Source organism: Marinomonas phaeophyticola (genome assembly GCF_026966905.1).
Lineage (GTDB): Bacteria > Pseudomonadota > Gammaproteobacteria > Pseudomonadales > Marinomonadaceae > Marinomonas > Marinomonas phaeophyticola.
Genome location: NZ_JAPUBN010000011.1, coordinates 20845 through 41808, shown reverse-complemented (window position 1 = coordinate 41808; position 20964 = coordinate 20845). Strand labels below are relative to the sequence as shown.

Genomic DNA, 20964 nt, shown 5'->3' with positions numbered 1-20964 from the left:
TGAGCTTATCAATAAAGTGTTGGTAAGCTCACAGACTAAAGCACGATAGGCGTATTATTTACCTGTCGCTCGTGAAACGTATTCACCGGTACGAGTATCAACCCGTAATACTTCACCAATATTGATGAAAAGAGGAACGCGTACAACAGCACCAGTAGATAAGGTTGCCGGTTTAGAACCACCATTAGCCGTATCACCTTTCAGCCCTGGATCAGTATCGGTTACTTCTAATTCAATAAAATTAGGCGGAGTAACCGATAATGGAGCACCGTTATAAAGAGTGATCATGTATTTTTCTTGCTCTTTCAACCATTTAACAGTGTCTGCAACCGCTGTCGCATCCGCACCATGTTGTTCAAAGGTGCCGTCTGTAGCCATAAAGTGGTAGAATTCGCCATCGGTATATAGGTATTCCATGTCAGTTTCCATGACATCAGCACCTTCAAGGGAATCACCAGACTTAAACGTACGTTCCCAAACGCGACCTGTTTTTAAGTTGCGCAATTTGATACGGTTAAACGCTTGTCCTTTACCCGGACGAACATGCTCGTTTTCCAATACTGTACATGGATCTCCGTCGACCATAACTTTAGCACCAGTACGCATATCGCTGGTAGAATGATTTGCCATAATTCCTCACCGTGTTTTCATTGAGATAAACGCTCTTTGCCAACTCATGATAAGGAGTAAGGCAAAAAGTAAAGCAAGCCAAACGCCTTGCGGGACTTTTACAGAGCGAGTGATCAAAGCGATCACTTAATTTGCCGCAATAATAACCCATATTCATATTATTTTGCAGACATTTGACGTGAACAAAATCAAAATCCATACAGAAAACGCTATTTCATGGCAGCAACACCTATCCAAAGCCATCACCTCCATTCCTGAACTTTTAGATTATGTAGGACTACCTAGAAGCTTAACGATTGCCAGTGAAGCGGCGACGAATCCCTTTAAACTGCTTGCACCATACCCTTATCTAGACAGAATCGAAAAGGGAAATGCCTCTGACCCTTTACTGCTTCAAATACTCCCTGTGCTATCAGAAATGAAGCAAGTTGAGGGGTATTACCAAGATCCATTAGACGAAGCAAATCACACGCCCCAAAAAGCCTTAGTACATAAATATAAACGTCGTTTATTGGTCATCACTACTGGGGCGTGTGCGATTAATTGCCGCTACTGCTTTAGACGCCACTTTCCTTATGGCGACAATCAGTTAGCACAAGACGAATGGCTGTCTGTTTTAGATTATATCAAGCAACACCCTGATATTAATGAAATCATTTTTAGCGGTGGCGATCCGTTAATCATGAAAGATCAACAACTGGCCAAAAGAATCGAGTCACTTGATGCACTACCACAGCTCAAACGTTTACGCATTCACAGTCGTTTACCTGTCGTGATTCCTCAAAGAGTCACAGAAGATATGCTCCAATGGATTCGCCAAACGCGACTCGATGTTATTATGGTACTTCACATAAACCATGCCAACGAGGTCGATAAGGCCGTATCTCTTGCGGTACAAAAATTAAAGCGCCTTGGTGTGACCCTATTCAATCAAGGGGTGATTCTAAATAAGGTAAACGATACAGTGGCAGATCAAGTCAATCTAAGTGAAACATTGTTTAAACACGGAATATTACCTTATTACATGTTTTTATTTGACCCAGTCGCTGGAGCGGCTCATTTTGATGTACCTTTAGATCAAGCGCAGAAATTAATGGGAGAAGTCGCGGCCGAACTGCCTGGTTATCTTGTACCACGCTTAGCCAAAGAGATTCCAGGAAAAACAGCAAAGACACTTTTTGCTCCCACGCTTTAACAATAGAACCCAGAAAATCTTATCATTACCTCAGTTTTTCCTCATAAAAAAAAGCCATAGAGCACTCATCTCTATGGCATTCCTAAAATCAGGATAAATGCACTAAATCATAAAACATCAATTACGCTATTTTTTGCCAATCATTCACTACTTTACTGACAACAAACTCGGCACTCACTTGGTTAAAATTCACAAAATGATCACTCGCCAAATGGGCTTTAAAATCGGCTTCAGTATCGTAAAGCTCATATAAAAAGAAGGACACAAGACCATCTTTAGTTGTGCTTATAGAGACATCAAAAACACGACAAGCTAACTCTTTATTCAGTGAATCGTGAGCTTGCTTAAGCAGTAACGACTTAAAGTCTTCTGCGTGCGCCTCTTTTACGGTAAAGATAACGGTAATGGTAAACATTCTATATTCCTTAAAAATTAACGTGTCTTGGGGCGCATTATTCGCCTGTATCTTTAGACAAAGCTCTTAGAAAGAAATCTCTAGACCCAAAATTACCCGATTTTAATGCAATGCCAATGGCTTTATCGCCTTGCAAAATAGTCCATGGCACACCTGGCTCAATAGGATCACCTATGAGTAAGGTTTTTGCCTGTAGAGCGGATACCACGGCACCGGAAGTTTCCCCACCAGCCACGACTATTTGAGTCACCCCAAGAGACTCTGTTGCATCAACGGCCAAGCGGGCCAAACAAGCTTCCACTAATTTTCCTGCGGCCTCCTGACCCAGTTCCTGTTGAATCGCCAATACATTTTCAGGTGTATCACTGGCGTAAACTAAAACAGGTTTTTTGCCAATATTCGCTTTAACAAAACTAAATAGTCGATCGTACTCTTTGTCATCTTTGGATAAAGACAATGGATCAACGGCAATTCCTGGGTACTGTTCCAAAAAACACGCCACTTGGCCCCGTGTCGCGGTTGAGCAACTGCCCGCAAGCACTAAGGAGTTACCTTCAGGTAGACTAAAAGTGTTTTGTGAGCTCTCTGAGGTCATCCAACCTTTTTTTCTATATAAAGCAGGTAAGCCTTGAGCCAAGGCCGCCCCTCCAGTCAAAAGAGTCATGTCTTCCGCAGCAAAAGTAGAAGCGATTAAATCACTATCCGTTAATGCATCCATAACCCAGATCGTTGGCTTCATATCATGACAGCGGTCAAACTCTTGTTTAATCGCTGCCTCACCGGTCTGGATCACTTGCCAAGGAATATGATTCACCTGAGCTTGAGTTTGTGTTTCAAGCAAACGTACTAGATTAGAATCTCTCATCGGCGTCAACGGATGATCTTTCATTGGTGACTCAGACAACGGCACACCTAAGACAAAAAGATTTGCACCATAAACCGTTCTTCCATTTACCGGGTAGCCCGGACTTACTATGGTTTTATTCGTATTTAATCGTGCCATTAGCGCATCAATAACCGGACCAATATTCCCTTTGGCAGTACAATCAAACGTAGAACAATATTTAAAGAAAACTTGAACAACACCTTGTTCTAACAACCAATTGCATGCTTGTAAGGACGCATCAACCGCTTCCTTAACAGGCTCTGTACGAGACTTGAGAGCAATAACAATCGCATCCACATTATCAGGATAGGTCACGCTTTCAGTCGGCAAGCCATTGATTTGTAAAACTTGCATTCCTTCTCGGCGTAGTACGGATGCAATGTCCGTTGCACCAGTAAAATCATCGGCTATACAACCTAACAATACACTCACACTATGCTCCTTTTTTAGATGTTCGACCAAAGCCTAACTTTTTCAAGATGATTGATTTTAACGTTTGGTATTGAGGCACTTTACTTAACAAAACCAGCACGATCACGAGCAACAATAGAATCGATACAGGGCGCTCTAAAAAGGGCATCAAACTGCCTTCTGATACCATCATCGCTCGGCGTAAGTTTTCATCAGCCATAGGGCCTAAAATAACACCGATAACAAGAGGTGATATTGGGTACTGCATCTCTCCCAAGAAGTAAGCGATCACTCCTACAAGAACCATCATATACAAGTTAAAAATATTTAGACCGAGAGCATAGGACCCTAAAATACACATGAGGGTAACAACAGGTAAGAATATAGGGGCGGGGATACTGAGCACCTTAACAACCTGCTTCGCCAGAAACATGCCGTTTATCCACATAGCAATAGAGCACAATACAAGAATAGCCGTTACTTCGATTAAGAAATCAGGATCTTCTACTACTATCATGGGACCAGGAGTAATACCGTGCAACATAAGAGCACCAAGTAACATAGCCGCTGGAGGACTACCCGGAATACCTAATGTCAAAAGTGGAATTAGAGCACCACCAATACAAGCGTTATTTGCTGTCTCTGAAGCAATAATACCTTCAGGTTCACCCGTACCAAAGGTTTCAGAGTGGGTGGATGTATTCTTTGCAGCACCATAAGACACCCAACCAGCAATATCTTCACCAATACCTGGTACGGCACCGATACCAATACCAATCATAGAAGATCGGGTAATATTTTTGCGGTTTTTAAATAGAGTTGACCATTCAGGTAAAATACGTCCAAATTCTTGCATGGCCCCTAAGCTTTCCTTGTTGCGTAATGCACGAATCACTTGAGGAATACCGAAAGCACCAATTAAAACAGGCACCACTTCTAAGCCTTGGTCTAGATCAGGCATATCAAAGGTAAAACGAGGGAAAAACTGTAAAGGATCACGACCAATAGTAGAAACCGCTAAGCCAAGTAAGCCAGCAATCCAACCTTTAATCACTAAATCTGGGCTCGTTAAGGTGCCACTGATCAAAATTCCGAATAACGCCAATAAAAAGAATTCAAATGACGTAAATTGCAATGCCATTTTAGCAACCCAAGGAGCGGCCACCACTAAAACCAAGATTCCCATCAAAGTACCAATTAAGGAAGCGGTCGTAGTTAACCCAAGCGCCCTTCCACCTTGACCTTTAAGTGCTAAAGGGTAGCCGTCTAATGCTGTGGCGGCGGCAGCGGCCGTACCGGGAATGTTGATTAAAATAGAGGGATAAGAGCCGCCATAAATCGCACCTACATATAATCCCAATAACGCAATTAAAGCGGTGTTGACATCCATGCCGTATGTTAACGTTGTTAATAACGCAACACCTAATGTAGCGGTTAACCCGGGTAATGCACCAAAGATAATCCCCGCAAAAGAGGCTCCTATTAACAATAAAAGGTTAGTTGGCGACGATAAAAGCGACAACAATGTGCTACCGAACACACTAAAGGATGACAAGATATCCATTATTATTTTCCTCTCCACATATCTCGAATCGCGTACTTCGCATCTACCATTTTTTCAATCACAATACCTTCAGTAGGCAAAGGAACAAGCATACCTAAACGAAATACTGGGCAAGCAATAATGGTAACCACCAACGCCGCTTTCCAACTAGATCGCCACGCTTTTTGAGTCTGTGTTTGATTAGCCCAATTTTTACTCACAAAAACAATCAACCCAATCACTAAAACAACACCCCAATCAAGAAACATTCTCGCTTCTTCACCTGGTGAAAAGACTTGAGCGATAAGCAGTAGAGCAATCGACAGGGACGTCCAAAGAAACAGTATTTTTTTCTGAACCAAGACGCTGTCTGAATAAAAAGAAAAAATAAATAAGAATAAAAAAACGAAGGCCGCTAGGGCAAAATCCACAATGGGAACCCAACCATAAACCTGTCCGGCTATCAAAGAGACTAGGAGAAAAAAACGTCCCCAGCTTTCACTGCTTTCTTTCGCCGAGGCTGTTCCTGCATTTTTTTTCACAAAAACGAGCGCTTTTACAAATAAAGCAATACCACAGATAAGTAAGATACTTGCAATTAAAATAGGAAATAAAGCCGGCGATACATACCAAGCATTAGTGACACCGGCATAACTATCAGAAAGCGGAAAACTAAAACTTTCTATAATCATTAAGGTCGATAGAATAATAAGTACTATCGAGGTTTTCAGATCTGCACGGCGTAACGCCATGAGTTGTTCAGGTTGCATAGATCCCCCAAAGTTTGTTTTGTTTACGCGCCAAAACAATCAAAGAAGAGAAAGACAAACAATGTCTTTCTCTATTTTTGAGCTTGATATAATTAAAGTTCAGATGGCTTAGGGATACCTAAAGCTGTTGGATCAACTTTAACAGAACCTAAATCTTTCAATGTCCAAGAGAAAAGTGACTCTAGGAAAGCAAATTCCTGGCTTGCCGCTTCACCAGAAAGTCCTGAAAGAACATAGTAATTAGATTTAGCCCACTCTTGTAACTTCGGACCAGCAATGGCTTTATTAAAAGCATCCGTTAATTTCGCTTTTACGGAATCCGATGCCTCTTGTTTTACCGCAAAGCCTATCGCTTGCATGATAGGTAAATGCTTTGTAAGAGAAGGAAATTTATCAAATGCAGATGGAATAACGCCCACACCATCTAGTTCTTGGGATTGTTCAACTAACATCGCTAAAGGCTTCAGCTTTCCACCCTTAATCAGCTGTTGCTGCTCAGCTAAAGAAGTAATAACAAAATCCACTTCCCCTGTTAATACGGCGGTTTGAGCCGGAGCCGAACCAGGATATGGAATATAGTTAAATTCTGCATTAGTACCATTTGCGACAGCAAGTAAGTTCAAATGATGTATAGAACCCGCGCCACCAGCACTGCCTTTGATTGTTTTTGGGTGTGCTTTTACATCACTAATCAAATCTTCTAAAGAATTATATTTAGAGTTTTCGGAAACAGAAATTACATCTGGCGATCCACCAACAATGAATGGATACCAAACATCCATACGCTGATCCCAACCACCTTGAACGGCAGAAGCAACCACGGATTCAGATAAACCAACTAGCGTATAACCATCTGCCTTTAATTTGTGCACATAACTCATACCTAAAGAGCCAGCCACACCGCCAGGACGGTTCGTCACGTTAATGTTTACATCTAAGAATGGTGCCATTTCAGACGTGATCATTCTATTAATAACGTCTGTACCGCCACCAGCGGACCATACTACGACATTGGTAATGTCTCTTTCAGGATAGCGATCTTTCGCCATCACACTAGTCGATAAACTTACCGCTAAAACACCAGAAACTAAGGCTGTAACAATCTTCTTCATCTGTATTCTCCAGTTTTTTGTTTTTATTCTCACTTGGTGAGACGACCTATTCTATTGAACAGATCATATAATGTATACATTAATAAATTTATTTTGCAATAAGTTTTAAAAGTCGTTATTGTAATCAACAGCGCATATTACAAAAATAAAAGAGGTTTATAAATGTTTAGGTTAGACCGAATTCGCTTTTTAGGCGAAGATTTAAACAGACCAGAGTGTGTATTAACCACTTCAAATGGCCGAATTTATTGCTCGGATTGGAATGGCGGCGTTGCCATTATCGAAAAAAATGGGCATCAGTTTTCCATTCTAGCAACAGACTGCTCCTTTGATTTAAAGCCAAACGGCATCAGCTTATTAGACAATGGGGATTTCTTGATCGCCCATTTAGGTAATGAAGATGGTGGTGTATATCGTTTATCTTCGAACGGTCAGCTAACCCCTTTTCTAACTGAGATTAATGGTGAACCTCTGCCACCAACCAACTATGTACACCTAGACTTCCAAGGTCGTATTTGGATTACAGTCAGTACTCGTACAAAACCAAGAGCAGAAGCCTACCGCTCAACCATTCAAGACGGCTTCATTATTCTTGTCGATCAAGGTAAAGCCAGAATAGTGGCTGACCATCTAGGATATACCAATGAATGCATTGTCAGCCCTGACGGCAAATACCTTTATGTTAATGAAACCTTTTCCCGTCGTTTAACTCGCTTCACTGTTGCAGAAAATGGTGATCTCAATGATAAAACGACCATTACTACATTTGGTAAAGGTATTTACCCGGATGGATTGGTTTTTGATCAAGAGGGCGCCTTTTGGATCACCAGTATTGTTAGCAACCAAGTTATTCGAGTGGCTGCGGACGGTCAAAGTCAAGAAACGATGCTAATTGATGTCGATGAAGACCATCTAACTTGGGTAGAAGAAGCCTTTCAAAATCATTCTATGGGAAGACCCCATTTAGATAATGTTAAAAGCCAAGTGCTTAAAAATATTTCTAGTCTCGCCTTTGGTGGCGACGACCATAAAACCTTGTATCTAGGTTGTTTACTAGGCCATCAAGTCGCAACACTTACCCAAGACTGCGCAGGTCTAGCTCCTAGCCATTGGAATTTCACAGGGCCTTCAGAGCCCAAACTATCTATCGGAGAATAAAAATGAGCTCTACGTTAAAAACGTTTAATATTGCAGTATTTTCAGGTGACGGCATAGGACCAGAAATAACCCCTCCTTGCTTGGAGTTATTAAATACGGCCTGTGAAAAAGCAGGTGGAGTGAAGCTTAACTTTACTGATGTTCCAGCTGGTGCCGCACTTTATAGAGATACCGGAGAATCTTTCCCAGAAACATCCAAAAAAACAGCCAAAGAAGCGGATGCTATTTTACTGTCTTGCATGGGTCTACCTGCTGTTCGTTATCCAGACGGAACGGAAGTTTCTCCACAAATTGATCTACGTATGCAATTAGGCTTATATGCTGGTGTGCGCCCTGTACGATTGGTACCAGGACTGGATTTACCACTAGCCAGTGAAAAAGCGAAAGATATTGATTTGGTTCTGATTCGTGAATCCACTGAGGGGTTATTTGCATCTCATGGCAAAGGTACGGTAGAAAACGACTCTATTGCTAAAGATACCATGGTCATCACTCGTGCCGTATCTGAACGTTTATTTGATTTTGCCTTTAAATTAGCCTCTCACAGAAAACAAAATGGTAGTGAAGGTAAAGTTACCTGTGTTGATAAAGCCAATGTATTCCAGTCTTTTGCTTTTTTCCGCAAAGTATTTGATGAGCAAGCCGCATTGAACCCTACTATTAAAGCAGATCACAGTTATGTCGATGCCATGGCTTTAAATTTAGTTCGTCATCCTTGGCATTTTGATGTTTTAGTAACAGAAAATATGTTTGGTGATATTCTATCAGACCTAGGTGCTGCCTTGATGGGTGGTATGGGGATGGCACCGTCAGCAGATATCGGAGATGAACATGCCGTTTTCCAACCTTGCCATGGTAGTGCTCCTGATATAGTGGGCGAGGGTAAAGCCAACCCAACAGCCATGTTCTTATCTGCCGCTATGATGCTAGATTGGTTAGATCAAACCCATGGTATGCCTAGCTGTTCAACAGCGGCCAACCTTATTCGTGAGGCGGTAGACAGTGCTTTTGCTCCGGGTACATTAATTCCTTATGAACTTGGTGGCACGGCTGGTACAGAAGCGATTACCACGGCAGTAATGGCACAGCTAAATAAATAAAATCTGGAGTAGTAACGGTGCAGAAAAAGCTTAAAGTTGCGACAGTAGGAACCGGCTATTTTAGTCAGTTCCACTACAATGCTTGGGCACGTATACAAGAAGTTGAAGTTGTGGCGCTATGTAATCGTAGCGCCACAGCGGCGGCATCTGTGGCTCAAGAATATTCAATACCCGCTACTTACTCAGACTTTGTGACCATGTTAGATGAAACAAAGCCTGATTTAGTAGATATTATCACCCCACCACAAACCCATGTGGAATATGTAACGGCGGCCATAGAAAGAGGCATTCCTTGTATTTGCCAAAAACCATTTACGACCTCTTTTGAGAATGCAGAAAAGCTCACTCGATTGATCCAAGAAAAAAATGCAATGGTTGTCATCCATGAAAATTTTCGCTTTCAACCTTGGTATCAAGAAATAAAATCGATTCTTTCCAGTCAGCAATTAGGAAGTTTATACAATCTAGGATTTCGTTTACGTCCCGGAGATGGCCAAGGAGAAGACGCGTATCTCGCCAGACAACCTTACTTTCGCGATATGGAGCGATTTTTAATCCATGAAACCGGGATTCATTGGGTAGACGTCTTCCGCTATTTATTAGGTGAAGTAGAGTCTGTATATGCGGATTTACAGCAGTTAAATCCTGTGATTAACGGTGAAGATGCTGGTATTGTCTTATTTAGATTTGCAGATAACATTCGAGCGACCTTCGACGGCAATCGATTGGCGGATCACGCCGCTGAAAATATGCGACTGACTATGGGAGAAATGCAGATAGAAGGCAGTAAAGGCTCTCTCAAGTTAGAAGGTAATGGTAAAATATCTACCCGAAAAACGGGTGAATCGACCTGGACGCCACATGAGTATGCATTTTCCACCTTAAATTTTGGTGGAGATTGCGTGTATAATCTGCAAAAACATGTTGTTGAGCATATTATAAACAGCTCAGAGCTTCATAACAGCGCTCACGACTATATGACCAATATAAAAATTGAAGACTGGATATATCAATCCGCTTCACTAGGAAAGCGCATAAATACTCGCTAACACGATTAGGATAAAAAACATTCCATGGCATTAAAAGCGGTGAAAACAAAAGTATCTCTAGCAGATAAAGCCTATCGAGAATTAAAACATAAAATCCTCGATAATGAATTGCATTCGGGGCAACAAATGACCGAAGCAGAAGTGTCTGTTCTACTTAACATGAGTAGGACGCCCACTAGAGAAGCAATGCTGCAACTGGCTAGCGAAGGCTTAATCGAGCTCAAGCCACGTCATGGAATGCGTGTTAAACCGATCTCAATCGATGACATGCAAGAAATTTATGAGGTTTTAACGGGATTAGAATCGACAGCGGCCGCATTATGCGCCACCAAAGGACTAACAAGTGAACAATTGTCATTAATGCATGATGCCGTTAACACTATGAATGAAACCTTGGACCGGGATGACTTAACGGAATGGGCAAGAGCGGACGAACAATTTCATCGCTACCTAGTTGAATTTGCAGACAACAACCGCCTCAAACACTTAGTCAGTAACTTTATAGAACAATCCCATCGATTTAGAATGTTAACACTCAAAATGCGCCCTAAACCAACGAATTCAAATAAAGACCATTTAGATGTGATTAGTGCTATTGAGAACCGAGACTCTGAAAAAGCACGCTTAATACATCACCAGCATAGAGAAAAAAGTGGCCGTATGCTTATTTCATTAATCAAAAATGTAGGATTAAACCACATCTAATCACCTACTCTCTCTATCGATATAGACAATAAAAAACCAGATAGATATCACATCTACCTGGTTTTTTCAGAACATACAAGGTCGTTAAGGCAAATCAAACATGAACATTTATAGCATTACCTAAATTACCTTGAGGAGCCGTCGACTTCGCAGCCGTCGTTGTCGCAGCAGCGCTATCCAATAATTTCATTACTGTTTCACCCTCCTGCTTCTGAGCTGACTTTGCTAAGTTTGCACTTAACACTTCAAGCCCGTATGACGAAGATGCACCACTAATAGTAGACATATTCACTCTCCTTATTAAAAATCACAATAAAACATTGCACCAACTTATCGGCAGAAATACTATTTGTTAAAGGTTTTTATGCATTTTATATAGAAGATACATCCACAAATTTATACCACAAACACGATATGGTTTCCTGATTAGCTAACAATGCTTCTTTAGGGACCACCCTACCTTGTTTTTGTAACGTCAGTCGATGCACATAAGAGCGGTACAATTTATAACTGTCTATCAACTGCTCTGTACTCTCTTTGGATATAACGCCAACCTTTTCCGCTTCCTCAAGTTGTCGAATATTATCTGAATAGGTCATCAATTCTGGATGAGCATGGGAGTGAGCTAAAATCAAGAATTGCACCATGAATTCTATATCAATAATGCCACCGCGACCTTGCTTAATATCAAACTCAAGGTCCTGTTTGCTCGTATCTAGATGCGTTCTCATTTTTTCGCGCATCTTAATGACTTCTGTTTTCAAACTATCTGCATCACGCATTTTTGATAAGATTTCTGCTCGAATCTGGCTAAACTCAGCCCTTAAGGTATCATTCCCAGCCAAAGAACGTGCCCGAGTGAGTGCTTGATGCTCCCATACCCAAGCCTCTTTTTGCTGGTAATCACGAAAAGCATGCAAGCTGGACACTAACAGGCCGGAGTTACCGGAAGGTCTTAACCTCATATCCACTTCATACAAGCGGCCACTTGCTGTAAAACTCGTTAACAAATGAATAATTCGCTGCCCTAGCCGAGTATAAAAAGTCAGGTTATCGATGCTTCTTTCACCATCCGTTGATAAGGTTTGATTGGCATTATGCAGAAAAACTAAATCTAAATCTGAGTCATACCCAAGCTCCCATCCACCAGATTTACCATAACCAACAACCACTAGCTGAGGCACAAAAACAGGATTATTTTGTTCGTCTGTTGGGTAACCGTGACGTTGAGTTAAGTAATGCCATGCCTGTAGTAATACTTGTTGAAGCAGAACCTCCGCCAACCAAGTCAAGTGATCACTTACTTTCATTAGTGGTAGTATTTCTGTTATATCACACGCTGCAATGCGCAAAATCAAAGATAGCTTGAAACGACGCATAGCATCCATTTTTGCTTCTTCATCTTCTTCAGGTAAGCGCAATAAAATCTGTCTTAGCTCTTCCTCCATAGACTCTTTATCTGGCGGTGAAAAAAGTGTATCCGCGTCTAACAGTTCATCTAATAACATAGGTGTTGTCGAAATCGCTTCACAGAACCAAGCACTTTCACGGCACAGTCGAATCAAGTGAGTGATCGCCGTTGGGTTTTCACATAATAAAACCAAGTAGGACGTTCGACGCAGCACGGCTTCCAAAATCACCAACACGCGTTCCAATACCAGGTCAGGATTCTCTTCAGTCGCGAGCTTCACCATAAAATTCGCAAAGAAATTCGCCAATCGCTCCTGTCCAATTGGTTGCATAAACACAACACCACGAGAAGAGATAAAGCGTTGAATACTATCAATTGCCGAATCACAGACTTTCCAATTCACTGCATCCGTTAGTTCTTCAATGGCTTCTCTTGAAATTTCTTTTTTAAATAGGACCCGCCAAGAATCAATATTAGGCAACGCATTATTGGCTTCTTTATCTTCTTCGATCAAGGCAATAAATTCTGTATGCACCAATTTTCTCTGTTGCCACAATAAAGCATCAAGTGAGGCCCAACCATCAAACCCTAACATAGCGGCTAATAACTCTCTCTCGTCTGACTCAGTCGGTAGCAATTGAGTCTGTTCATCTCTAATACCCTGTAAACCATGCTCCACTCGACGCAATAAGCAATAGGCTTCCCATAAAGAATCTACCTGAGCCTGAGTTAAGTAACCCTGCTCGGCAAGATAAGGTAGCACTTGGTATAAAGACTGAGTCTGTAAGCGAGTATCTCGTCCGCCGTGTAAAATCTGAATGGCTTGCACAATAAATTCAATTTCTCGAATCCCTCCTTCACCCAGTTTAATATTGTGTTCTATACCTTTTCGTTGAACTTCCTTTTCTATCATGTTTTTCAAGTCTCGTAAGGCTGAGATCGCTGAAAAATCGAGGTATTTACGGAATACAAAAGGCTTTTTAAGTGTTTCAAATGCCTTCATGTCTTCTGGATTACCCGCCATAACCCGGGCTTTAATCATGGCGTATCGTTCCCAATCTCGTCCTTGATCCTGATAATAGTTTTCTAAAGAGTCTAAATTAAGCACCAGCGCCCCACTTTGACCAAAAGGCCTTAGACGCATGTCAACACGAAAGACAAAACCATCTGCATTAACAACATCTAGGTGCTGAATAAGCTTTTGGCCAATCTTAGTAAAGTATTCTTGATTAGACAGAGACTTTTTGCCTCCTTGAGTATCTCCATGCTCCCTGAAGGCAAAAATCAAATCAATATCAGAAGATAGGTTTAATTCCCCTCCCCCCAACTTACCCATTCCGATAACAATCAAGGAAAGCTCTTTACCATTAGAATCCATCGCTCTGCCGTATAAATTAAGATAGTAATTCTCTATCCATAAAATACTGGCATTAACACAGGCGTCCGCCAACAAGGTAAGATAATTTGTTAATTGCTTTAAACTGATGGCTTGGCGAACATCTAGAAAAATCAAACAGACTAAACAGTATTGGCGCACTAATCGTAAACGTGACATCAAGGCTTTTTCATTCATCTCGAGCGGGGCATCAAGAGAAATCAGTAAATCAGCAACCGATGGGGTTGGTAATGTTTCAGGAGTAAGATTAATAAGGTGACTAATCCAGTTAGGGTGGCGCAACAACTGTGAATACAGGTATTCACTGACACATATAGCACCATTGATCTGCTCCCAAACATCTGTAGAAAGCACAGGTAAATTCGCCAAACGATAGCGATCTTGCAATTCTTCAAGGCGTTTCTTGTCCCCTTTAGTCAATGCAAAATCAACTAAATAAGGATTATTGTTTTTACTGGTTAAGGTGGTGATATCATCACCTAAAATAGCATCCATTATTTTGGTCATAAGCGCCTCAAGTCATTATATTGATCTTAATCCATTATTGTTTTAATGCTGTAAATTAAGCCAGCGACCTATTTCTAACATAGATACGCCCATTTGAGTATCTTGTGATAAAGACAAAAACAGCGGTTTTTCTGGGTCCAAAAGCCGTTCTGGTATGGTTAAAAGATAGGCGATTTTTCCGGATAATTCGTTTGGCAAATAGTTTTGTAAATTCAACAGCGCTGTTTCAATCTCTTGATAGAGGGAATCATCTTCTCTATGGACCATGGCTTCCCAATAAGTCAGCCAGACTTCATACCAATAAGCCCCTATTTGAAAGTGCTGAGCATCTTCTGGTAAATCATCCGGTAGCTCAATGATCGGCGTTTTTAATCGGACTCCTCTTTGAGCTTTACTGACAGTACAAACTTGTAAGGGTACTTGCTGAGCCAAAGATAATGCGGCTTGATAAAGGGAAGTTTCATCCCCTTGCTTTAACTCAAATTCAATTTCACTAATCCCATCATGGCCATAGGGCGAAGTAACCTCACCGCGGTCACATACCACTTCGATTTTAGAACCCGCGAAGTCAATCAACCATATTTGACGCTCAAAATCGGTACGATAAACAATGCCTATTTTGGATTGCCACTCTTTATTATGTAAGTTACTTGGGAGCATGTCAGGGGTAATCAACTCAAAATCTAAAGCATCCGTCGGTACGTTCCATTCCCACTCTCCACGCGCGTGCATCCCTACACGACTAACGCCTCGTGTCTTTAATGTCTGTATGTACTCTTCATTAACAGAACGAACCCTTAAGGCAATCCCAGAAGACATTAATAAAGCATCTTGCGTATCATAATAGCCATTCATCAAATTCAATGTGGGTTGACGTATCGCGTTTACTTCTTTCACACAAAACGCATCTAACGCTTGTACGGCTTTATCAAAACAAGTTGGATGAACCATGAGTTTTAATTCGAGTTCTGTTGCCATAAAAAGTCCTCTACAGGTGCACATAAATGTAAACAAAAAATAATTTGCAAAGTGTATCAGAATCAGTGGCTTTCACTGTTAATTAAGGCAAAATAAAAGCAACAAGGAGAACCTTATGCATAAATGTCCATCTTTAATCAGTATGATGACTCAGCTTATCGCAAGCCCATCTATAAGCTGTAGTCAAGCCGAATGGGACCAATCCAATCAGGGGGTTATCCACTTGCTTGAATCCTGGTTATCCCCACTAGGATTTCGATGTGAAGTATTACCGCTCCCAGATCAAGCAAATAAATTTAACCTTGTCGCCACCCTTGGGGAAGGCGAAGGCGGACTGGTTTTATCCGGACATACCGATACGGTTCCCTACGATCAAGGAAAATGGCAATCAGACCCTTTCTCTTTAGAAGAAAGAGACAATAAGTTATTTGGTTTAGGGTCCTGCGATATGAAGGGTTTTTTCGCTATCGTTATCGACACAGTTGCAAAAATGGACCTGCAAAACTTAACACAACCATTAATTATTTTAGCAACAGCCGACGAAGAGAGCTCTATGTCTGGCGCCCGAGCATTAGCCGCTCAAGGTACGATAAAAGCCCGTTATGCAGTGATTGGAGAGCCGACAAAGCTCACACCAATACATGCTCATAAAGGCATTATGATGGAAAGAATTCAAGTGACAGGAAAAAGTGGTCATTCATCCAACCCAGCATTGGGAACAAATGCCCTCGATGCAATGCACGATGTAATAAGCGAACTAATGAGCTATCGAAAGCAACTCAGAACTCGCTTTCAAGATGCCAGCTTTGCCATTGATTATCCAACCATGAATTTTGGATGCATTCATGGTGGTGATAACCCTAATAGGATTTGCGGACGCTGCGAAATTGAATTCGATTTAAGGGCACTACCAGGAATGAGCAATCAATCTTTAATGGGAGAAATAACCCGTTTATTACCTTCAATAGAAGAAAGGACAGGCACTAGCATCCAGTTAACCAGTTTATTCCCTGATGTACCGTCCTTCTCAACACCAATAGATGCGGACATTATTCAAGTTTGTGAAAAACTCACTCAAAAAACAGCAGAAACCGTTGCCTTTGCCACAGAAGGACCCTTTTTAAATCAAATGGGGATGCAAACACTAATTTTAGGGCCTGGATCAATCGATCAAGCCCACCAGCCAAATGAGTTCATGGCTCTGGATCAAATAACACCTATGCAAGATATTCTCAAATCACTTATTGGCCGTTATTGTCTAAATGAAGTGTCATCTATCATACCTCAGAAAACAGGAGACACACTCTGATGGGGGAAGAACAGCAAAGCGATTTAAACTACGTTGATTGGTTCCGTCATTCATCACCTTATATTAATTCTCATCGGGATAAAACCTTTGTCATTTTCATTCCTGGTGAAGCCGTAGAATGCCATTTATTCCCAAATATAATCAGTGATTTAGCATTAATGGATTCTCTCGGTGTACGTCTTGTTCTTGTCCAAGGCGCACGACCTCAGATAAATAGAGTTCTAAAGAACAGGCATCTAAATTCAGAAATGCATTCTGGCTTTAGAATAACACCTCAAGATCATCTACTGGATATTATCCAAGCGTCAGCTGGCGTCAGAGTACAATTAGAGGCCCAACTGTCTATGGGTTTATCTAACACACCCATGGCCGGTGCACGCTTAAAGGTATGCAGTGGCAACTATGTGATTGCTCGCCCTTTAGGGGTTGTCGATGGCATTGATTTTGGCCATTCTGGAGAAGTAAGGCGCATCGATAGAGAAGCCATTTTTCGCCTGTTAGAAGATGATAATATGGTGCTGCTACCTCATCTTGGATTCTCTCCTACCGGTGAAGTCTTTAACTTAAAAGGAGAAGACGTTGCCACTCAAGCGGCCATTCAACTTAAAGCAGACAAACTCATTATGTTTAATGAGGAAGAAGGCATTCTCAATAGTGAAGAACAGCTGCTTTCCGAGCTACTTGCGCGCGATGCACAAGAGCTTGTTGATGAAATGGACGATCAAGATTCCACCAAAGCAGCGTTAAAGGCGTGTGTTGATGCCGTTCGTGCCGGCGTTCCAAGAGCGCATCTGATTTCTTACAATGAGAATGGCGGCCTTATTCGAGAGTTATTTACTCGAGAAGGCGCGGGCACTATGGTCGATGAAGACAGTTATGAGCAATTGCGGCCAGCGAGCATAGACGATGTGGGCGGCATGATGGCGTTGCTCGCTCCTCTTGAAGAAAAAGGTGTTTTGGTTCGTCGTTCTCGAGAACTACTGGAAAACGAAATAGAACGATTTATTGTGGTAGAAAGAGATGGTGCTATTGTTGCCTGTGCGGCCTTATACCCTTTTGAAGAGGAGCTATCAGGTGAACTTGCATGCTTAGCCGTATCCCCAGCTTACAGAGGCTCTAACCGTGGCGAAAGGTTACTTAAAGGAATTGAATTAGCGGCTCGTAAACAAGGATTGTCTACTTTATTCTTATTAACCACTAGAACGGCCCATTGGTTTATTGAGCGTGGATTTATTGCAGGCAGTGTCAGTCACTTGCCCGTCAAAAAACAAGCACTCTATAATTTCCAAAGAAACTCCAAAATTTTCATAAAGCATTTACGTTAAATTAATAATACACTTCCATAAAAAAACGCCAAACAATCTGATTGTTTGGCGTTTTTTGTCCCCTATATAACTATTTATTCAACAATTTTAAACGGAATAAACATGGGGTAACCATCACGTACAACACGCATTGGCACAGAACGATTACTCGGTAATTCCTTTACGATTTTAGAAAAGGTGTTTGAATCATCAACATTCTGACTGTTTAACATGGTAATCACATCACCTTGCTGTAACCCGTTTCTCGCCGCATTACCGCCTATAACTTGAGTAATAACCACGCCACCCTTAATATTTAACTTCTCTGCTTCATCCGCAGGTAGGTCAGCTACAGACATACCCAAGCGATTTTGTTCTTGCTGTGTCTGAGTAAAGAGTTGTGGATCATCAGGTCTAGATTCTAGCTGCAAGGTTAACTCGGTTTCACGACCATCACGATATATACGCGTTTTTACCTTATCACCAGCTTTCATTCCACCAACTCGGTAAGGCAGTTCAGCTGAATGCTCAATGACTTCATTACCAAACTCAAGGATAATATCGCCGGCTTTTAACCCTGATTTTTCCGCTGGAGAATCCGGTAATACTCGGCTAACAAGAGCACCTGCTGGGCGCTCTAATCCAAAGGACTCAGCTAGATCATTATTAATATCTTGAATGATCACACCCAACCAAGCACGTGACACTTTTCCGTCTGCTTTAAGCTGATCTACTACCGACATCACTAGATTCGATGGAATAGCAAAAGATACCCCCATGAATCCACCAGAGCGGGTGTAAATTTGTGAGTTAATACCGATAACTTCACCTTCTAAATTAAATAGAGGACCACCCGAGTTACCTGGATTAATCGCCACATCTGTTTGAATGAAAGGCACATAATTATCAGAAGGCAGGTTACGACCTAGAGCACTCACAATACCTGCTGTCACGGTATAATCAAAACCAAATGGCGAACCGATCGCCAACACCCATTGACCCGCTTTTAATTGTTCCGAATCACCCATTTTTACTGTTGGCAGGTTAGTGGCATCTATTTTTAATAAGGCAAGATCGGTTCTAGGATCGGTTCCGACTAGCGTTGCAATATATTCACGACGGTCATTTAATCGTACGTGGATTACATCCGCACCATCAATAACATGATTGTTTGTTAGAACATAACCGTCTTCAGACACGATAAAACCAGAGCCTAATGAGCTACGTTGTCTTTGCTGAGGAGAAGGTTGTTGCTGACCTTGTCCAAAAGGACGTTGCCCAAAAAAATGACGGAAAAATTCATTAAGTTCTTCCGCTTCAGGAGACAATTGCCCACGTTTATTTGAACTCTTACTAGGTGTCTGCTCAGTACTTATATTCACAACAGCAGGAGAAGCGGATTCTACTAATTCAGTAAAATCAGGTAATTCAACAGCAGAAGCCATTGTAGAAAAAATCATAAAAAAACTGATTACTACAACGCTTGTTTGTTTAAGCATTCTGTTCATAGATTGGTCTCCTTAGATGTACCAAAAATATATCAGTGCTAAAGTGTTAATCACAAATTCCAGTAATATTAAGAATGAATAAAACGGAAGCCACCAAAGCGACTCTGGTTACATCCGTTTTCGTAATTTATAGTAGCAAATCAAAAATCATCAAGGGTGTTGGTAAATAGAAATTTGCGATCTTTCCACTGTCTTTACACGTAACACCTTAGGCATAAAGTCAGGATTGCCTGAGACACCTTCAGCTTTCCCTCTTGCAAATAAAAAACCACCAGAAAACCCTAACAATGCGCCCATCACAGGTAATATAGGGTCATTATTTATCAAGCTTGGTAACGTTGCGCCACCAATTAGCCCGATTAAAGGTATAAGATACATCCAAATAGACGCTTTCAATAGTGTATCTTCAGGAATCCCAACAACCACTTCTTGGCCTACCAATACATCTAAATCACAGAGGGCATTCATTTTCATTCGATTAGAGGAAGACATTTGAGCAACCGCATGATGACCGCAGCCATGACGGGCGCGACAGGCCGTACAACTGCTCGTTCTAATCGTTTCTATCTCTGCAAACCCATTTTTCACTGCTAGGACGCGACCATTTTCTTCAATCATAATGTTGTCCTTGGAGCAAAAGACATCAACATTTTCTCCACCGTTTGCTCTGGAACTTCCCCAACAATCGTCAACCGTAAAATATCAGTTTGCAAAGAACGAGAGACTTCCCCCACCGTTGTTGACCCCATTTCCATTACAGAATACGGCTTAACCTCTGTTGTTGGTTCAACAAAAACGGATATTGAAGTGATGCCATCAGAAAGCAGCAACATCGCCGTTCTCTCATTTAAAATGCGGGCATCTCGCCAAACGGGAGCAAAACCATCAGGTAACCATTCAAAATGCCATTTGTTATCCGTCATTTTTGGCTTCACTTCCACTAAATGACGTGAATAAGTCCCCAACCTAGGAACAAAGTCCGATTTTTTGAGCGCAGGAGAAAAAGAAATATCGGTGAATTGCACACGATCTAGCACCTTACCTTGAGCACCAAGCGTATCATGCTTTAATAAAAAGTTATTTTCAGCATCTAACCAGAACTCATGACCAAAGCGATAGGCATCTTTTGGAATCAAAGACAATTTTTCAGCCTCGCGACCAGCAATCAGTTCTTTCTTTTTCGATAATTTAAAAGAATAGCCTTCTAATAATCTTTCTCCATTAAGCTCTTTAAACTGTCTTAAAGGCGCACTAACCGGAGTCGCCGTATTAGCAAACGAAATATCAGGATAAACACAGATAACACTGTTATCTACTCGAATGACTTCTATTTTATCTCCATCAAGATCAATCAAACTTTCATATTCAGATTCCCCTATAATGCCATGGCGAATTTTCATACTGTTCATATCCTCACCTTGAGAACGAACAAAAACCCCTTGATAACTTAAAATCGAGAAAGATTGCACCATAGAAGACAGCCTTGCCAAGCCAATCTCATCATCTGAAGAGGCGTTAGCAACACTGCAAGCCAGCCCTATAAATAAGCTAAAAATGATTTTTTTCAAATGAATCAC

The 20964-nt window shown here is 41.4% G+C and carries 19 protein-coding genes; 7 read left to right on the top strand and 12 right to left on the bottom strand.

Features of this window, described 5'->3' with window-relative positions; translation table 11 throughout:
• Positions 1-54: 54 nt before the first annotated feature.
• Positions 55-630 (bottom strand): elongation factor P, encoded by a 576-nt coding sequence (gene efp / locus O1D97_RS04105; protein WP_269123056.1) that lies wholly within the window; start codon positions 628-630, stop codon positions 55-57.
• A 178-nt stretch (positions 631-808) separates the two neighbouring features.
• On the opposite strand from efp, the gene epmB reads away from it, so the two are divergent.
• Entirely contained in the window at positions 809-1825 is a 1017-nt protein-coding gene (epmB, locus tag O1D97_RS04100) for an EF-P beta-lysylation protein EpmB (RefSeq protein WP_269123054.1), read from the top strand.
• Between the two features lie 121 nt (positions 1826-1946).
• Here epmB and O1D97_RS04095 read toward each other — a convergent pair whose 3' ends face one another.
• The 5 genes from O1D97_RS04095 to O1D97_RS04075 form a co-directional block, all read right to left on the bottom strand.
• On the bottom strand, positions 1947-2240 hold the full coding sequence (locus O1D97_RS04095; protein WP_269123052.1) for a putative quinol monooxygenase: 294 nt from the start codon (positions 2238-2240) through the stop codon (positions 1947-1949).
• 37 nt (positions 2241-2277) lie between these two features.
• Positions 2278-3558 (bottom strand): 3-oxo-tetronate kinase, encoded by a 1281-nt coding sequence (gene otnK, locus O1D97_RS04090; RefSeq protein ID WP_269123050.1) that lies wholly within the window; start codon positions 3556-3558, stop codon positions 2278-2280.
• A 1-nt stretch (position 3559) separates the two neighbouring features.
• Complete coding sequence (locus tag O1D97_RS04085; RefSeq protein WP_269123048.1) at positions 3560-5101, bottom strand: tripartite tricarboxylate transporter permease; 1542 nt, start codon at positions 5099-5101, stop codon at positions 3560-3562.
• A gap of 2 nt (positions 5102-5103) precedes the next feature.
• Positions 5104-5850 carry a hypothetical protein gene (locus tag O1D97_RS04080; RefSeq protein ID WP_269123046.1) on the bottom strand — a complete coding sequence of 249 codons (747 nt, stop codon included), beginning with the start codon at positions 5848-5850 and terminating at the stop codon, positions 5104-5106.
• Positions 5851-5942: 92 nt separating this feature from the next.
• Positions 5943-6962 carry a tripartite tricarboxylate transporter substrate binding protein gene (locus tag O1D97_RS04075; protein WP_269123044.1) on the bottom strand — a complete coding sequence of 340 codons (1020 nt, stop codon included), beginning with the start codon at positions 6960-6962 and terminating at the stop codon, positions 5943-5945.
• 162 nt (positions 6963-7124) lie between these two features.
• Here O1D97_RS04075 and O1D97_RS04070 point away from each other — a divergent pair, with 162 nt between their 5' ends.
• Genes O1D97_RS04070 through O1D97_RS04055 form a run of 4 tightly spaced genes read left to right on the top strand, consistent with a single transcriptional unit; the run spans position 7125 to position 10974 of the window.
• A complete protein-coding gene (locus tag O1D97_RS04070) occupies positions 7125-8120 on the top strand; it encodes an SMP-30/gluconolactonase/LRE family protein (protein ID WP_269123042.1) in 996 nt (331 codons plus the stop codon).
• Positions 8121-8122: 2 nt separating this feature from the next.
• Positions 8123-9220: an isocitrate/isopropylmalate dehydrogenase family protein gene (locus O1D97_RS04065; protein WP_269123041.1), complete on the top strand. Its 1098-nt coding sequence runs from the start codon at positions 8123-8125 to the stop codon at positions 9218-9220.
• 17 nt (positions 9221-9237) lie between these two features.
• Complete coding sequence (locus O1D97_RS04060) at positions 9238-10269, top strand: Gfo/Idh/MocA family protein (protein ID WP_269123040.1); 1032 nt, start codon at positions 9238-9240, stop codon at positions 10267-10269.
• A 24-nt stretch (positions 10270-10293) separates the two neighbouring features.
• Positions 10294-10974: a GntR family transcriptional regulator gene (locus O1D97_RS04055; RefSeq protein ID WP_269123038.1), complete on the top strand. Its 681-nt coding sequence runs from the start codon at positions 10294-10296 to the stop codon at positions 10972-10974.
• Positions 10975-11068: 94 nt separating this feature from the next.
• On the opposite strand, the gene O1D97_RS04050 is transcribed toward O1D97_RS04055, so the two are convergent.
• The 3 genes from O1D97_RS04050 to O1D97_RS04040 all read right to left on the bottom strand — a co-directional run bounded on the left by O1D97_RS04050 (position 11069) and on the right by O1D97_RS04040 (position 15266).
• A complete protein-coding gene (locus O1D97_RS04050) occupies positions 11069-11260 on the bottom strand; it encodes a hypothetical protein (protein ID WP_269123037.1) in 192 nt (63 codons plus the stop codon).
• A gap of 85 nt (positions 11261-11345) precedes the next feature.
• On the bottom strand, positions 11346-14288 hold the full coding sequence (gene glnE, locus O1D97_RS04045; protein ID WP_269123035.1) for a bifunctional [glutamate--ammonia ligase]-adenylyl-L-tyrosine phosphorylase/[glutamate--ammonia-ligase] adenylyltransferase: 2943 nt from the start codon (positions 14286-14288) through the stop codon (positions 11346-11348).
• Between the two features lie 42 nt (positions 14289-14330).
• Complete coding sequence (locus O1D97_RS04040; protein ID WP_269123033.1) at positions 14331-15266, bottom strand: CYTH domain-containing protein; 936 nt, start codon at positions 15264-15266, stop codon at positions 14331-14333.
• 115 nt (positions 15267-15381) lie between these two features.
• Here O1D97_RS04040 and argE point away from each other — a divergent pair, with 115 nt between their 5' ends.
• Together argE and argA are read left to right on the top strand one after the other, a co-directional pair.
• Positions 15382-16575, top strand: a complete 1194-nt coding sequence (argE, locus tag O1D97_RS04035; RefSeq protein WP_269123031.1) for an acetylornithine deacetylase — start codon at positions 15382-15384, stop codon at positions 16573-16575.
• Complete coding sequence (gene argA / locus O1D97_RS04030; protein ID WP_269123029.1) at positions 16575-17900, top strand: amino-acid N-acetyltransferase; 1326 nt, start codon at positions 16575-16577, stop codon at positions 17898-17900. The genes argE and argA overlap by 1 nt, the downstream gene beginning before the upstream one ends.
• A 74-nt stretch (positions 17901-17974) precedes the next feature.
• Here the strand turns inward: argA and O1D97_RS04025 are convergent, their stop codons facing one another.
• The 3 genes from O1D97_RS04025 to O1D97_RS04015 form a co-directional block, all read right to left on the bottom strand.
• Positions 17975-19387 carry a DegQ family serine endoprotease gene (locus tag O1D97_RS04025; protein ID WP_269123027.1) on the bottom strand — a complete coding sequence of 471 codons (1413 nt, stop codon included), beginning with the start codon at positions 19385-19387 and terminating at the stop codon, positions 17975-17977.
• A 150-nt stretch (positions 19388-19537) separates the two neighbouring features.
• Positions 19538-20005 carry a SoxR reducing system RseC family protein gene (locus O1D97_RS04020; protein ID WP_269123025.1) on the bottom strand — a complete coding sequence of 156 codons (468 nt, stop codon included), beginning with the start codon at positions 20003-20005 and terminating at the stop codon, positions 19538-19540.
• Positions 20002-20955, bottom strand: coding sequence for a MucB/RseB C-terminal domain-containing protein (locus tag O1D97_RS04015; protein ID WP_269123023.1), 954 nt, complete (start codon positions 20953-20955; stop codon positions 20002-20004). The genes O1D97_RS04020 and O1D97_RS04015 overlap by 4 nt, the downstream gene beginning before the upstream one ends.
• Between the last annotated feature and the right edge of the window lie 9 nt (positions 20956-20964).

Excerpts from the sequence above, each read along its gene's own strand:
- efp (WP_269123056.1), bottom strand. The coding sequence starts at position 630 with ATGGCAAATCATTCTACCAGCGATATGCGTACTGGTGCTAAAGTTATG.
- O1D97_RS04095 (WP_269123052.1), bottom strand. The coding sequence starts at position 2,240 with ATGTTTACCATTACCGTTATCTTTACCGTAAAAGAGGCGCACGCAGAA.
- O1D97_RS04085 (WP_269123048.1), bottom strand. The coding sequence starts at position 5,101 with ATGGATATCTTGTCATCCTTTAGTGTGTTCGGTAGCACATTGTTGTCG.
- O1D97_RS04080 (WP_269123046.1), bottom strand. The coding sequence starts at position 5,850 with ATGCAACCTGAACAACTCATGGCGTTACGCCGTGCAGATCTGAAAACC.
- O1D97_RS04075 (WP_269123044.1), bottom strand. The coding sequence starts at position 6,962 with ATGAAGAAGATTGTTACAGCCTTAGTTTCTGGTGTTTTAGCGGTAAGT.
- O1D97_RS04070 (WP_269123042.1), top strand. The coding sequence starts at position 7,125 with ATGTTTAGGTTAGACCGAATTCGCTTTTTAGGCGAAGATTTAAACAGA.
- O1D97_RS04065 (WP_269123041.1), top strand. The coding sequence starts at position 8,123 with ATGAGCTCTACGTTAAAAACGTTTAATATTGCAGTATTTTCAGGTGAC.
- O1D97_RS04055 (WP_269123038.1), top strand. The coding sequence starts at position 10,294 with ATGGCATTAAAAGCGGTGAAAACAAAAGTATCTCTAGCAGATAAAGCC.
- O1D97_RS04050 (WP_269123037.1), bottom strand. The coding sequence starts at position 11,260 with ATGTCTACTATTAGTGGTGCATCTTCGTCATACGGGCTTGAAGTGTTA.
- glnE (WP_269123035.1), bottom strand. The coding sequence starts at position 14,288 with ATGACCAAAATAATGGATGCTATTTTAGGTGATGATATCACCACCTTA.
- O1D97_RS04040 (WP_269123033.1), bottom strand. The coding sequence starts at position 15,266 with ATGGCAACAGAACTCGAATTAAAACTCATGGTTCATCCAACTTGTTTT.
- argE (WP_269123031.1), top strand. The coding sequence starts at position 15,382 with ATGCATAAATGTCCATCTTTAATCAGTATGATGACTCAGCTTATCGCA.
- argA (WP_269123029.1), top strand. The coding sequence starts at position 16,575 with ATGGGGGAAGAACAGCAAAGCGATTTAAACTACGTTGATTGGTTCCGT.
- O1D97_RS04025 (WP_269123027.1), bottom strand. The coding sequence starts at position 19,387 with ATGAACAGAATGCTTAAACAAACAAGCGTTGTAGTAATCAGTTTTTTT.
- O1D97_RS04020 (WP_269123025.1), bottom strand. The coding sequence starts at position 20,005 with ATGATTGAAGAAAATGGTCGCGTCCTAGCAGTGAAAAATGGGTTTGCA.